The organism is Nocardia puris (genome assembly GCF_036051655.1).
GTDB classification, from domain to species: Bacteria; Actinomycetota; Actinomycetes; order Mycobacteriales; family Mycobacteriaceae; genus Nocardia; species Nocardia puris.
Genome location: NZ_CP107943.1, coordinates 5,343,372 through 5,357,402, shown reverse-complemented (window position 1 = coordinate 5,357,402; position 14,031 = coordinate 5,343,372). Strand labels below are relative to the sequence as shown.

General features: G+C 71.4%; 12 protein-coding genes. 3 read left to right on the top strand and 9 right to left on the bottom strand.

Annotation, left to right across the window (positions count from 1 at the left end):
- Positions 1 to 227 precede the first annotated feature (227 nt).
- The 4 genes from OHB21_RS24590 to OHB21_RS24575 all read right to left on the bottom strand — a co-directional run bounded on the left by OHB21_RS24590 (position 228) and on the right by OHB21_RS24575 (position 5,061).
- Positions 228 to 1,757, bottom strand: coding sequence for a serine/threonine-protein kinase (locus OHB21_RS24590; protein ID WP_324192130.1), 1,530 nt, complete (start codon positions 1,755 to 1,757; stop codon positions 228 to 230).
- Positions 1,758 to 1,929: 172 nt separating this feature from the next.
- Positions 1,930 to 3,678, bottom strand: a complete 1,749-nt coding sequence (locus OHB21_RS24585) for a penicillin-binding transpeptidase domain-containing protein (RefSeq protein ID WP_067513994.1) — start codon at positions 3,676 to 3,678, stop codon at positions 1,930 to 1,932.
- A gap of 56 nt (positions 3,679 to 3,734) precedes the next feature.
- Positions 3,735 to 4,598 carry an arylamine N-acetyltransferase family protein gene (locus OHB21_RS24580; protein ID WP_067513993.1) on the bottom strand — a complete coding sequence of 288 codons (864 nt, stop codon included), beginning with the start codon at positions 4,596 to 4,598 and terminating at the stop codon, positions 3,735 to 3,737.
- A 337-nt stretch (positions 4,599 to 4,935) separates the two neighbouring features.
- Positions 4,936 to 5,061 carry a hypothetical protein gene (locus OHB21_RS24575; RefSeq protein WP_267465205.1) on the bottom strand — a complete coding sequence of 42 codons (126 nt, stop codon included), beginning with the start codon at positions 5,059 to 5,061 and terminating at the stop codon, positions 4,936 to 4,938.
- Between the two features lie 1,276 nt (positions 5,062 to 6,337).
- Between OHB21_RS24575 and OHB21_RS24570 the strand changes: the two genes are divergently transcribed.
- Positions 6,338 to 7,516, top strand: coding sequence for a winged helix DNA-binding domain-containing protein (locus tag OHB21_RS24570; RefSeq protein WP_195126795.1), 1,179 nt, complete (start codon positions 6,338 to 6,340; stop codon positions 7,514 to 7,516).
- Positions 7,517 to 7,665: 149 nt separating this feature from the next.
- Here OHB21_RS24570 and OHB21_RS24565 read toward each other — a convergent pair whose 3' ends face one another.
- Both OHB21_RS24565 and OHB21_RS24560 read right to left on the bottom strand, forming a co-directional pair.
- On the bottom strand, positions 7,666 to 8,106 hold the full coding sequence (locus tag OHB21_RS24565) for an MFS transporter (protein ID WP_328436131.1): 441 nt from the start codon (positions 8,104 to 8,106) through the stop codon (positions 7,666 to 7,668).
- A complete protein-coding gene (locus OHB21_RS24560) occupies positions 8,100 to 8,732 on the bottom strand; it encodes an MFS transporter (protein WP_228801709.1) in 633 nt (210 codons plus the stop codon). The genes OHB21_RS24565 and OHB21_RS24560 overlap by 7 nt, the downstream gene beginning before the upstream one ends.
- 77 nt (positions 8,733 to 8,809) lie before the next feature.
- Between OHB21_RS24560 and OHB21_RS24555 the strand changes: the two genes are divergently transcribed.
- Positions 8,810 to 9,259, top strand: a complete 450-nt coding sequence (locus tag OHB21_RS24555) for a MarR family winged helix-turn-helix transcriptional regulator (protein WP_067513988.1) — start codon at positions 8,810 to 8,812, stop codon at positions 9,257 to 9,259.
- 16 nt (positions 9,260 to 9,275) lie between these two features.
- Positions 9,276 to 9,914, top strand: a complete 639-nt coding sequence (locus tag OHB21_RS24550; RefSeq protein WP_084538174.1) for a GNAT family N-acetyltransferase — start codon at positions 9,276 to 9,278, stop codon at positions 9,912 to 9,914.
- 186 nt (positions 9,915 to 10,100) lie between these two features.
- Here the strand turns inward: OHB21_RS24550 and nadC are convergent, their stop codons facing one another.
- From nadC to nadA, 3 genes are all read right to left on the bottom strand, one after another.
- The gene (nadC, locus tag OHB21_RS24545) at positions 10,101 to 10,961 is read right to left on the bottom strand and encodes a carboxylating nicotinate-nucleotide diphosphorylase (protein WP_067513986.1); all 861 of its coding nucleotides are present in this window, start codon (positions 10,959 to 10,961) and stop codon (positions 10,101 to 10,103) included.
- A 75-nt stretch (positions 10,962 to 11,036) separates the two neighbouring features.
- Complete coding sequence (locus OHB21_RS24540; RefSeq protein WP_067513985.1) at positions 11,037 to 12,725, bottom strand: L-aspartate oxidase; 1,689 nt, start codon at positions 12,723 to 12,725, stop codon at positions 11,037 to 11,039.
- A 195-nt stretch (positions 12,726 to 12,920) separates the two neighbouring features.
- Positions 12,921 to 13,964: a quinolinate synthase NadA gene (gene nadA / locus OHB21_RS24535; RefSeq protein WP_067513984.1), complete on the bottom strand. Its 1,044-nt coding sequence runs from the start codon at positions 13,962 to 13,964 to the stop codon at positions 12,921 to 12,923.
- Positions 13,965 to 14,031 lie beyond the last annotated feature (67 nt).

Genomic DNA, 14,031 nt, shown 5'->3' with positions numbered 1-14,031 from the left:
GGCCACCACCAGCGTCACGGGCCACACCTGTGCCCACCGTTGGCGAGCCCTGCGCCGAACTCCTTGGGAGAGCGGCAATTACGATATCCGTCCGGAACCGGCCAGGAGAGCGGCACTCACGATGGCCCATGCCGACTGCTTGCACGACAGGCGATTACGGGCGCGCGATCGCCGCGCACAACAACACCGGCAGTCCGGGCGTGTCCGAGAAACCGCCCGCCCCGCCCCTACCGCGGGTCGCTGTCGATCAGCAACCGCCCGCCGCCCGCGTCGATCACGCGCAGCAGCGGGTTCTTCGTGCTGCCCCCGTAGGTGAGCCCGCTGACGATCAGGTCGACGGACTTGTCGGAGTTGATCCCGTTGGGGGCGTAGATGCGGCCGAAGCTCTGGATGGTGTCCTGCGCCCAGTACTGCTCGTAGGCCTGCTTGCTGCCGAACGAGCTCTGCACCGCGGGGGTGAGCAGGTCCCAGGAGGAGCCGGGGTTGCTGTAGAAGCGCTCGATGAGCATGCCCGCCGAACCGATGTCGACCGGGCCCGCGTTGGTGGTCTGCCCGACCTGCGAGGGCTGCGCCGAGGTGGTGCCACCGGCGGACGTGCTGATCGACGGGGTGTCGGCCTGGGCCGACGGCGCCCCGGAATCGGAGTCGTTGGTGCTGGTGAGCAGCAGTGCGGTCACGGCGACGACCGCGCCGACCGCGCCGCCGATCAGCACGGCCCGCCGCTTGCCCGAGGCGCCGGACGACGCGGGCCTGGGCTGGGCGGCCGTGCGCGGGTGCGCGGCGGTGTCGGGGTGGGCGGCGCCGCGCGCGGGCGGCGGCAGCGGCCGCGAGATCCGCTCGGTGGACTGCGCGGGCGCGGCGCGGTGCAGCGCGCGGGTGGCGGCCTCCTGCGCACCCTGGCGGCGCGCGAAAGCCTCGCTGGCGGGCACGAATCCGGCGGGCACCGGCGTGGCGCCGGAGTCGGCGAACGCGGCGAGGGTGTCGCGCGCGACCCGCATCGACGGGCGGTCCTCGGGATCCGGGTTCAGCAGCGCGAGCAAGAAGTCGGTGGCGGGCCCGGCGTTGCGCGGCTCGCTGACCTGGCCGTTGGCCGCCGCGTACAGCACGGCGAGCGGGTTGGCGCTGGAACCGTAGGGCGGCTCGCCCTCCAGCGCGTGGAACAGGGTGGCGCCGAGGGAGAACACGTCGGCGGCGGGCGTCGGGTCCGCGCCCCGCGCCACCTCGGGCGCCAGGTAGGCCGCCGTGCCGCAGATGAGGCCGGTCTCGGTGAGGGTGACGTCGCCGGTCGCGCGGGAGATGCCGAAGTCGGTGATCTTGACCGTGCCGTGATCGTCGAGCAGCACGTTGCCCGGTTTCACGTCGCGGTGCACGATGCCCGCCTGGTGCGCCGCGATCAGCGCGGAGGCGACCTGCTCGCCGATCCGGGCGACCTGGGTGAGCGGCAGCGTGCCCTGCGCGGAGAGCACCGCGGCCAGGCTGCGCGACTTCAGGTACTCCATCACCAGGCACGGGTCGCCCTCGTGTTCGGTGATGTCGAACACGACGATGGCGTTGGGGTGCTGGAACCGAGCCGCGTTGCGGGCCTCGCGGATCGCGCGCTGGCGCACGATGTCGCGTTCGGACTCCGGCAGGCTGGGCTGAATGGCGATCTGCTTGATGGCCACGGACCGCCGCAGGCGCTCGTCGGTGGCACGCCAGACCACGCCTGTGCCGCCGCTACCAATCCGCTCGACCAGGCGGTAATGCTCCGCGATCAACTGACCGGTATCGATGGCGCCTACTCCGAACCTTCTCGAAATCGTGACATCCCGCATATTGACCGCGTCTACGGCCCGCGAACGAGTGTAGCGGGCGCGGACGAATCCGTATGCGCCAGCCGGGTCCATCGACAGCCCAGATCGGCCGAAAACGCTCTGTACTGCGGAGGCTCTACCGCGCGGCGCGCAACATGCGGCCCGCGGCGTCGACGGCCGGGGCCGAACTGCCCGCGTCGCTGACGAACACCGCGAAGGCCAGATCGCCGTCGATCCCGACGAACCAGCCGTGCGCGTGGGTGTCGTCGATGTACTCGGCGGTGCCGGTCTTGCCGAGCAGGCCGGGAATGTCGGCGAGCTGGGTCGCCGTCCCGCCGGTGACGGTTTCGCGCATCATCGTGCGCAGCTGCTGGTCGACCTCGGCGGGCACCGGTTCCGGCTGCCGGTCGGCTACGCCCGGTTTGCCCTGCACCAGCGTGGGCACGGGCGCCGACCCGTGCGCGATGGACGCCGCGACCAGCGCCATCCCGAACGGCGAGGCCGTCACCTGCCCTTGACCGATGCTCGACTCGACGCGCTGGGCCGGGGTGTCGGCGGCGGGCACCTTGCCGGTGACGGTGGTGAGGCCGGGCGTCACGTAGTCGATGCCCAGGCCCAGTTGCGCGGCCGCGTTCGTCAGCGCGTCGGGCGGCAGTTGCACGCCGAGCATGCCCATCGTGGTGTTGCAGGACCGCGCGAACGCGGTGTGCAGGGGCACCTGGCCCAGGTCGAAATTGTCGTCGTTGGGGATGCGGCGGCCCTCGATGTCGGCGCTGCCGGGGCAGGGCAGCACGGTGTCGGGCGTCACCCCGCCGGCTTGCAGCGCGGCCGACACGGTGACCGTCTTGAAGGTCGAACCGGGCGGGTAGAGGCCGGTGAGCGCGATCGGGCCCTGCGCGTCGGCGGCGGCGTTCTGCGCGATGGCGAGCACGTTCCCGGTGGACGGTTGCAGCGCGACGATCACGGCGGGCTGCCCGATGCCGCCCAGCGCGTCCTCGGCGGCGCGTTGCAGGCCGACGTCGAGGGTGGTGCGGATATCGGCGGTGGGTTGCGGATCGCGGCCCGCGACGCGCTCGGTGCCGCTCGGCGTCCGCGTCCGCACGCTCCAGCCCGCGGCGGCGTCGGCCTCGCTCTGCCACAGCTCCGACAGGCCCGCGAGCGTCGGACCGGCGAGCGCCTTGTCGGTGGTGAGCAGCCGCGTCTGCGGCGCGAGGGTGACGCCGGGCAGCGCGGCGAGCGCGTCGTTGATCGGGCCGATGTCGACGGCGCGCAGCGAGATGGCGGTGACCGGTTTGCCCTGCGCCGCATCGAGATCCGCTTGCAGGCTCTGGGCGGTGATGCCGGGCGCCAGCGGTTGCAGCAGCGCGGCGACGGCGGCGGTGTCCACGCCGGGCGAGAGGTTCACCAAAGTGACGATGTGCTCGGTCATCAGGTCGCCGCCCGCCGCGTCGAGCACGCGCGCCGGGGTTCCGTAGGCGGGTCCGTAGCTGAGCGGCCCCGACGCGAGGCCGGGCGCGACGGTGGCCGGATCCCAGCGGATCTTCCAGTCCCCGTCCTCGCTCGCGCTGCCGGTCGTGGAGTAGGTCCACTCGTCGCGGCCGTCCTTGCCCAGCTTCCACGTGGCGTCGAGGGTGAAGGTATCGCCGTCGGTGCCGCGCACCGTGTAGGACACTTCCCTGCCGAGTCCTTCGTAGAGCTGGTTCAGCGCGGCGGTCGCGGCTGCGGGGTCGTCGGTGAGCGCGGCGGCCGCCGCCACGTCGTCGGTGTTCAGCGCCTCCGCGAACTGCCCGGCCACCGTCTGCGGCTGATCCGGGCCCGAACTGCACGCGGCCAGCGCGAGCAACGGGGCTGCGGACAGGACCAGGAGCTTGCGGTGGGTGCGCACCCCGCCGACGGTACCGAAACGCGTGCGCCCGGCCACGGACCCGGCGCGCGGGCGCGTCAGTCCTGGAACCAGGAACCGCCGGTCAGCGCGTCGATATCGGCGGGCGCGAGATCGATGTCGAAGACCTCCGCGATCACCTTGCCGAGTTCGCCGGGCTCCAACCGCCGGCTCTCGCTCGTGCCGTCGGGGTACTCGGTGACGAGCTGGGCGCCGTCGAGCACGTGGTGGCGGTCGGGCAGGAACCGCTGCAGGAACGGGCGGGTGCGGAACGGCGAGCGCGGCGAGGTGGACACGAACAGGTTGCCCACCTCGAAGTCGATTCGGTACTGCGGATGGATCGTGAAGGTGTAGCGGTCGACCCAGCCGTCGCGGCCGAACTGGTGCAGCACCCACACGTCGGTGCCGAGTTCCCCTTCGGTGCGCTCCAGCCGGAACCGCCAGTCCCCGGCCGTGAACTCGCCGGTGCCCTCGGACAATTCGTACGGGGCGAGCGGCCCGTGGCCGAAGCCGACATCGCAGATCCACACGCGGTCGTCCTCGTCGGTGGTGACGCGCAGCATGGCGTGGGTGGCCGGACGGATGCCGCCCGCGCCCATGGTGACCCGGCCCGACAGGCCGGTGACGCCGAAGCCGAGCCGCTCCAGCGCGGCCGCGAACACGAGGACGTTCTCGTAGCAATACCCGCCGCGCCCGCCGCCGATCAGCTTGTCCTGCAAGGTCGCCAGGTCCAGCGGCACCGGCCGGCCCAGCACGGCCTCCACATTCTCGAACGGGATCGAGGTGGTGTGCGCGCGGACGAGTTCCCGCAGGGTGTCCACGGTCGCGGCCCGCTCGCCGGTGAATCCGATCCTGGTCAGATAGGCGTCCAGGTCCAGCTCCGCGCCGTTCCAGTGGTAGGCCGGGTCGGCGGGCTTGGTCATCGCACACCTCACTTCGTCGTCGGTATGTTCCGAACAACCGCGCTCGCGCCGGGAGTGTTCCGGGCCGCGCAGTGTCGGTTCGAACGCCCTGCTACGGCCGCCGGGTGGACCCGGGCAGCGCACCACGCACCGGTTTGAACACCCCGCAACGGCCACCCGATGGACCGGGCAGCACACTCAGCACCGGTTCGAGCACCCCGCAACGGCCCCCGGGTGGCTACGGGCAGCGCACTCAGTGCCGGTTCGAACGCCCGCGGCACCATGTGGACAGGTCCGGCTCGGACCGCCCACTCAGCGCCGCGTCGCCCGCCCGGCGCCCGAACTCGCCGTCGCCGGCTCAGGCCGCGCACTTCGCGCCGGCCGGGGCCGGTGGCGCGGTCACGATCCCGCGCGCGACGTCGACCACGTAGTCCGCGTCGGGCCCCTCGACGGGTTCGGCGCCGGAGAGCAATCGCTCGACCACGCACCCGCCCTCGAAGAACGCCGGGCCCACAGTAGTCGAACAACCCGCGCGGACCGTGCGCCGCGGCGAGACCGCTGGTGATCCCGCCTTGACTCCAGCCCCACAGCACGGTCCGGTCGATGCCCGGATGCTCGGACCGATACCACTCGGTGGCGGCCACCAGATCGCGCCACCCGGCCCACAGGTTCCACTCGCCGGTGCGCCACACGCTGGTCGCGGAGCGCAGGTCCATGGACAGGAACGGCGTGCCGGTGCGGCGCGACAGCGAGGTGAGGTAGCTCGCGTAATCGGCGGAAGAACCGCCGTGCCCGTGCACCGCGATCACCAGGGCGCGGGGCGGCAGATCGCCCGCCGCGCAGCGATAGGGCTCGTAGACGCGGCCGGTGGCCTCCTCACCGTCGACCTGGATCGACACCGGGCGCACGTCCACGCCGCCCCGGCAGTCCGGGGTGGCCGTGACCGGCGGGGACGCGCCCGCGGTGAGGGTCAGGAGCAGGCACAACGCGCCGAGCAGAGCGGATCCGCGCACCATGGCGGAATCATCGCACGGGGCGCGGGAGGTGGGTGGCGACAAGCATCGTCATGTCGCGGGAAGACCGCTCCGGGCGCGTGCGCCGATCGGAGAACGCGGCCCTCGGCGCTGCCTCGCCCGCCACGGGCGCGCCGATCAGGTAACCGCGCGGGCGGTGCCCGCGCTCGCGCGGCATCCCGTACGCAAAAATTGGGCAACGTCCAGATCTCATGGAAGCCTCCGCACCCGGGGGGTGCCGCAAGTTTGCCGAGCCTCGTGCGCACCATCACACCCGAAGATGTTCGGGCGCTTGATGTTTCAAACCATGATATGAATCACATTTCCGCACAACAGGTTTCGGACACGACGACGCCCGCGCCAGTGCTTGACGAATCATGCACTGGCGCGGGCGGTTCGGCACCGATGTCCGGGCACGACGATGCCGCCGGGTAATGCCGGTACCCGGCGGCATCAACTAGGGTAGAGCTTGGTGAAGCTGGTAGAGCTGGGTCGAGCTAGGGTCGAGCTACGGGATCACAGACCGCCGAGCAGGCCGCTCAGCAGGTTGCTGACCAGCGAGAGCAGGTCGGTGATAAGGCTGATTTCCTTCATCGATCTCTCCTTCAATCCAGCGTGTAAACAGAACCGGCACTGGGGTTTTCGATTTCCCGGCCCCGGTGACGTGAATACTGCCGAGCGAATATTTCGAAACGAGTCTCTCGGGGTTAAACGATCGTTACCCAGGTTACGGATACGATTCGGGCCATGCGCGCGATCGACATCACCCAGCGGCGGGCCCGGCTAGCCGTACGCCACCGGCTGGCTACCGTCCACCGCTGCGACGATGTGGCGGCCGTCGCGCGGTCGCTGGTCGTGCTGCACGCGACCGATCCGGCGACGGTGTTCCTCTCCCTCGCCGCGCGCAGCGTGACCGCGACGCCCGCCGACGTGGAACACGCCCTGTACGAGGCGCGCACACTGCTGCGCCTGCTGGCCATGCGGCGCACCATGTTCGTCGCACCGGTGGAACTCCTTCCGGCACTACAGGCTTCGTGCGCCGACGCGCTCGCCACCAAACAGCGCCGCACCTACGCGCGTTTCGTGGAACAGGCCGGGCTCGGGGGCGACGACGTGGCCGCGTGGTGGGCCGAAGTCGAGGAGGAGACCCATCGGGCGCTGCTGGCCCGCGGCGCCGCCACCGGCGCGCAGCTCGGCAAGGACGTGCCGCGATTGCGCACGCAGATCGATGCCGCACCGGGGAAGTCGTACTCCAAGCCCACGAATATCACCACATGGGTGCTGGTCACACTCGGCGCGGAAGGACGGATCGTGCGCGGCCGGACGAACGGCAGTTGGGCCAGCAGTCAATACCGCTGGGAACCGGTGGAATCCTGGTTGCCCGAAGGCATTTCGTCGATGCCCGCCGACGAGGCGCGGGCCGAGCTGGTGCGGCGATGGCTGAGCGCGTTCGGTCCCGCACCGGTGTCGGACATCAAGTGGTGGACGGGCTGGACGCTCTGCGACGTCCGCAAGGCGTTGTCCCGCTTGGACGTCACCGAGGTCGACCTCGACGGCACGGCAGGCGTCGTCCTGTCCGACGATCTGGAACCCGTTGCCGCCCCGGATGATTGGGTCGCGCTCCTGCCCGCCCTCGACGCCACCCCGATGGGCTGGCAGTCCCGCGACTGGTTCCTCGGCCCACACGCCCCCGCCCTCTTCGACCGCAACGGCAATATCGGTCCCAGCATCTGGTGCAACGGCCGCATCGTCGGCGGCTGGGCCCAGCGCAAGGACGGCGAGATCGCCCACCGCCTCCTCGACGACATCGGCGCCGACGCCCGCATTCTGCTGGAGCGCGAAATCGAGCGCACCGCAACGTGGTACGGCGACGTGCGCCACACACCCCGCTTCAGGACGCCTTTGGAACGCGAACTCACGGCGTAGTTCGGAAACCGCCGCCGCGTCGCGCTCGCGGACAGGCGATTCCTTCGTCTCACTCCGGGTGCGGCGACGTCCTGGAAGCAGACCCTCTGTACGCGAGTCGACCGCGAACGGCCGCCGGTCGAGGGCAACGGCGGCCGTTCGCGCCGATATCAAGCGGGCACAGCCTCTTTCGCACGCCGCAGCGTCACCGTCGCCGCGCGCGCGAGCAGCAGCAGGCCCGTGCAGAGCAGGCTGGTGACGGTGATCGCGGAACTCATCGCGTCGCGACCCGCGTCGGCGGCAGCGGCCGTCGCGGGGTCGGCGGCCAGACCGGGGATCGCCGCGCCCGCGCTGTCGGTGATCGCGCGGGTCATCTCGGCCGCGGCGGGGTCGCCGTCGAACCGATCGTCCAGCCCGCCGCTGAGAACGCTGAAGAACACGGTGGTGAGCAGGGCGATGCCGACGGCCGAGCCGAGTTCGCGCACCGCGCTCTGGATGCCGGAACCCTGCCCGGACCGCTCGCCCGGCACCTCCGCGAGCACCACGTTGGTGACCTGTCCGGTCGCGAAGCCGACGCCCGCACCGTAGACGAACAACCCGAGCGTCAGCACCCACCAGGCGGTGTCCGCCGACGCCGTGAGTCCCACGAGTGCCAGACCGGCCGCACAGCACGCCGGCCCCCGATGACGAGCACCAGCGGAATGTTGATCCCGAAGGCCCACCGCCAGGAGAGGTCGGCGAGCCACCCGCCGAGCAGCGGCCCGACCGCCGCCGCCGCGCCGATGGTCGAGCCCCACACCGCGAACGCGCGCCCGCGCTCTTGTCCGGAGAATCCGGCGTTCACCAGCGCGAGCGAGGTCGGCAGGACCATCGCGCCACCGATGCCCTGCAGGAAGCGGGCGCCGATGAGGAATCCGCCGCTCGGCGCGAGGGCGGCCAGCAGGCTGGTCGCGCCGAAGACCACCAGGCCGATCACGAAAAGCCTTCGCGCGCCGTATAAGTCGGCGAGTCTTCCGGTGAGCGGCAGGAGCGCGGCGAACACGATCGCGTAGGACTCCTGCACCCACTGCGCCTCGAGGGAGGTGATGCCGAGGTCGTCGATGATCGGCGCGACGATCACGTTCACGATCGTCAGGTCCACCACGATCAGCGCCACGCCCAGCGAGATCGCGATCAAGCCGAGCCAGCGCCGCGCGGCACCGGGGTCGGTTTCCGTCGTCACAGATGCCTCTTTCATCAAGCTACTTTATGATGAAGCGGTATCGGGTCCGGTATGTTGTCAATCCGGGCCGCACGGGCCCGCGAGGAGGGCAGATGTCGAAAGACCGGGCCGCGCAACGGGAACGGCTCGCCGACGCGCTGCGGGCGTACGGCGCGGGATTCGCCGAGCTCGGACGGCGGTTCGCGAGCGAACTCGGCGTGCATTCCACCGACGCGTTCGCCCTGCTCGAGATCACCTCCGCCGAGGCGATGGGCACGCCGCTGTCACCCGCGCAGCTCGGCAAACGCATCGCGCTCACCTCGGGCGCCATGAGCACCCTGCTCAACCGGCTGGAGAGCGCCGGATACATCACCAGGACGCGCGAACACACCGACCGGCGCGTGGTCACGCTGCGCAGCGACCCGAAGGTGCGCACGCTCGCCGACGAGTTCTTCCGCCCGGCCAACGCACGGCAGGACGCGGTCCTGGCCGGCTATCCGCCCGAAACCTTGGACAGCTTCGAGGAGTTGCTGCGCGCGCTCACGGCGAGCCTGGATGAGTGACGGTAGGTTGGGCCGGGTGGAAGTTCGCGGGTTCACCGAGCAGGACCGGTCCGAGTTGCTGCGAGTGGCGCCGCGGGCGGGGGAAGGGGCGCCGACGGCTTCGCTGTGGGGGCATCCGGAATCCGAACTGGCGGTGTATCTGACGCCCTATATGGATCTGGAGCCGCAGTCCCTGTTCGTCGCGGTGCGGGACGGCGCGATTGTCGGCTACCTGGCCGGATGTGTGGACAGTGCCGCGTTCCCCAGCGAGGAGGAGCGACTGACGGCGGCGATCCGCGAGTACCGACTCGTGCTGCGCCGCAAGCCGGTCGCGTTCTTCGCCCGCGCCACGCTCGACACGGTGCGCGCGAAGCGCCGGGGCGAGCCGGCCGCGGGTGATTTCACCGATCCACGGTGGCCTTCCCACCTGCACATCAACGTGGCGCCGGAAGCGCGCGGCACCGGAGCCGCCGCCGAGCTGGTGCGGCGTTTCCTCGACCACCTCCGCGAGTCGGGCTCGCCGGGCTGCCACTTACAGACCCTGGTCGAAAACCACCGGGCGGTAAAGTTTTTCGAGCGCTCGGAATTTCGGGCATACGGGCCGACCCCGCCGGTGCCCGGCTTGCGCTACCAGGGCGCGCCGGTACACCAGCAGACGATGGTCCGCGAAATCTGAACTCGCGCAATGCGTGAGTGTTCCGGTCGACGCCGGGCCGAAGCGCGGTTCCGGCGGTGCGAGAAAGACGCTGCCCGCCTCGCGCCGAGGTCGACCGACTCTGCGAAGGGCCGGCATCACCCGTGGACGACCGCCCTCGCCCGAGGAGCGCGAATCATGCTCACGTCCTTCGGAACACGGCCGCTCTCACATGTCGAGTCCGAGGTCCAGCACCCGCACCGAGTGCGTCAACGCGCCGACGGCGAGGTAGTCCACGCCGGTGCGCGCGTAGTCCGCGGCGGCGTCCAAGGTGAGACCACCGGAGGACTCCAGCTGGGTGTCGGGCGCGGTCGCGTTGCGGCGCTGCACCGCCGCCTGGGTCTGCCAGAGCGGGAAGTTGTCCAGCAGCACCAGCGCCACGTTCTCGGCGAGCACGGCGTCGAGCTGTTCGAGGCTGTCGACCTCCACCTCGCACGCGATATCGGGTGCCAGCTCCCGCACCGCGCGCAGGGCCTCGACCACCGACCCGGCCGCCACGACGTGGTTGTCCTTGATCAGCGCGGCGTCACCCAGACCCATGCGGTGGTTCACGCCGCCGCCCACCCGCACCGCGTACTTCTGCAACCCGCGCAGGCCGGGCAGCGTCTTGCGGCTGTCGCGGATGCGGCAGGAGGTCCCCTCCACCGCGTCCACCCAGGCGGCGGTGGCGGTGGCGATCCCGGACAGGTGGCAGACGATGTTCAGCATGGTGCGCTCGGCCGTCAGCAGGCCCCGCGTCGGCGCGACCACCGACAGCACGCTGTCGCCGGGCCGCACCCTGGTGCCGTCGGGCACCCGCGCGGTGACCTCGTAGGCCCCCGCGCCGATCACCTCGTCGAGCACCAGCAGGCCCACGTCCAACCCCGCGACGGTGCCCGGCTGCCGCGACACCACCGATGCCTTCACCACCGCGTCGGCGGGCACGGTCGCCACGGTGGTCACGTCCGGCCCGTACCGCAGGTCCTCGTCCAGCGCGGTGCGGATCAGCGTCAGCACCTCGTCGCGGTCCAGCGCGGCGTCCAGGCTCATCTCAACACTCCTGATCTGTTGTCCCGCAAGGAAACACGGGATCGGGTCGAAAAACGCCGGGTTCGTGACGCCTGTTCACGGCACCGCCAGTTCCAGCGCGGGCGCGTCCGGGTCCGCGGACAGGCGCGCGGCCAGCGACTCCCCTTCCGGCGCGCCGGCCAGCGGCAGGATGTCGGGGTGGCCGTCGGGGTCGAGCCGGATCGGGATGCTGTGGCGCAGCGCCTCGTCCGGCGCGGGGTGATCGGATCGCGTGTGGCAGCCACGGCTTTCGGTGCGGGCGGCGGCGGCCAGCAGCAGCACGCGCGCGGTGAGGGTGAGCGCGCCGTCCTCCACCTCCGCGATGCGCCGCGCGGACAGCTCGCCCGCGTCGCCCGGCATCGCAGCGCCACCCTCGTTTCCGGCGATCCGGCTGGACATGCCGCGCAGCACGGCCCGCTCCAGCGTCTCAGCACCCTCGCGCAATCCGTCCGCCTCCCGCACCACCGACGCGTGCGCGGTCATGACCTGCTGCACCAGTCCGCGTGCCACCCGGGGCATGGTGCGCAGCCTGGCCTCGGTGACGCCTTCGGTAGCCTCGAGCCGTTCCACGGCGGCCGCGCCGGCGCGCTCCCCCACCACCAGCCCTTCCAGCAAGCTGTTGGAGGCCAAGCGATTCGCGCCGTGCAGTCCCGTGCGCGCCACTTCGCCCGCGGCGTAGAGGCCCGGCACACCGGTGCGCCCATAAGGATCGGTGACCACGCCGCCGCACTGGTAGTGAGCGGCGGGTGCGACGGGAATGAGGTCCACCGACGGGTCGATCCCGGCCGCGTGGCACGACGCGGTGATCGTCGGAAAGCGTTGCGCGAAACCGTCGATCGCGCGGCCGTCCAGGTAGACGTGGTCGGCGCCCAGCGCCCGCATCCGCGCCGCGATGGCGCGCGACACCACATCGCGCGGCGCGAGATCACCGCGCGGGTGCACGCCTTCGGTCACCGAATTGCCCTCGGTGTCCACGAGTTTCGCGCCCTCACCCCGCACGGCCTCGCTGATGAGCGGCCGCCGCCCCGCGCCGCCCGGCGTGTAGAGCACGGTCGGATGGAACTGCACGAACTCGAGGTCGGCCACGGCCGCACCGGCCCACAGCGCCAGCGCGATGCCGTCGGCGGTCGCGCCCGAGGGGTTGGTGCTCAGCGCGTAGAGCTGCCCGAGCCCGCCGGTGGCCAGCAGCACGGCCGGGGTGTGTACGACGCCGAATCCCTTGTCGGACACGGCGATCACACCCTCGACGCCGCGCGGCCCGGTCACCACCTCGCAGGCGGCGGCGCCGAAGAGCACCGGCAGCCCGGCCGCGTTCAGCGCGCGCTGCACCTCCGCGCCGGTGGCGTCACCGCCCGCGTGGATGATGCGGCGAGTGCTGTGCCCGCCTTCCCTGGTCCGCGAGATCTGGCCGTCGCGGCCGAGATCGAAGACCGCGCCCAGGTCGGTCAGCGCCGCCACCGCGGCCTGACCGCCCGCCACCACGGACGCGACCGCCGCGGGCTCACACAGCCCGGCGCCGGCCTCCACCGTGTCCAGCACGTGCGATTCGACCGAATCCCCGTGCGGCGCGACGACCGCGATCCCGCCCTGCGCGTACTGCGTGGACGTGTCGATCGGCCCGCCCTTGCTCAGGCCGAGCACCCGCAGCCCGCGCAGCGAGGCGGTGCGTGCGGCGGTCAGGCCGGCGACACCACCGCCGATCACGACGAGATCGGCCGACGCCTCCCACTCGATACTCGGAGTCATCGCCACTCCTCCCGTCCGCCGCGCGCGAACGTCGCCCGCCGCGAGCCCGACCGTCGCGAGCCAGCCCGCTGCGAGCCCGACCGTCGCGAGCCAGCCCGCTGACCGCCGACCGAAGACCGCTCGACCGCAAGCGATTCCGTGGCACGGCCCGCGCTCATCCGCGACGCTCCGGTGCGAACCGGATGCGGTCGCGCGTCACTCACCACCGCCCGGATTGCCGATGGAGATCATCCGCTGCACCGAATTGCGGCCCAGCGCCGCGGTTTCCGGATCCACGTGCACCTCGTCGGCGCCCTCCACCAGGCAACGCAGCAGCGCGGCCGGGGTGATCATCTTCATGTAAGGGCAGGAGGCGCGGTCGTTGACGGCCTGGAAGTCGATGCCGGGCGCGGCCTTGCGCAACTGGTGCAGCATCCCGACCTCGGTGGCCACCAGCACCTGATGGGACTTGGCCGTCTTGGCCGCGTCGATCATGCCGCCGGTGGACAGGATGTGCACCCGGTCGGCCGGGAACGAGCCCTCGCCCGCCAGGTACAGCGCCGAGGTGGCGCAGCCGCACTCGGGGTGCACGAACAGCTCGGCGTCGGGGTGGGTGCGCGCCTGCTCGGTGAGCTCCTCGCCGTTGATGCCGGCGTGCACGTGGCACTCGCCCGCCCAGATATGCATGTTCTGCCGCCCGGTGACGCGCTTGACGTGCGCGCCGAGGAACTGGTCGGGCAGGAACAGCACCTCGCGCTCCGGGTCGATGGAGGCGACCACGTCGACCGCGTTGGACGAGGTGCAGCAGATGTCGGTGAGCGCCTTCACCTCGGCGGTGGTGTTCACGTACGACACCACCATCGCGCCGGGGTGCTCGGCCTTCCACTCGCGCAGTTCCGCGGCGGTGATGGAGTCGGCCAGCGAGCAGCCCGCGCGCGCGTCGGGGATGAGCACGGTCTTGTCCGGGCTGAGGATCTTGGCCGTCTCGGCCATGAAGTGCACGCCGCAGAACACGATGGTGTCCTCGGGGGCCTCGGCCGCGATGCGCGAGAGGGCCAGCGAATCGCCCACGTGGTCGGCGATGTCCTGGATCTCGGGCAGCTGGTAGTTGTGCGCCAGGATGGTCGCGTTGCGCTCCCTGGCGAGACGTTTGATCTCGTGCGCCCACTCCGGCGTCGCCTCGACACCCGTGTAGCCCGAAGGCCCGTCGATGACCTGCCCCATCAGCGGGGGCGCCAGCTTCGCACCCGTCGTCGCCATGATGGCTCCCTTCCTCGTGCGGCCGGCAACACCGCCGATTCGCACCAAACCAGGTTTTCGACTTACA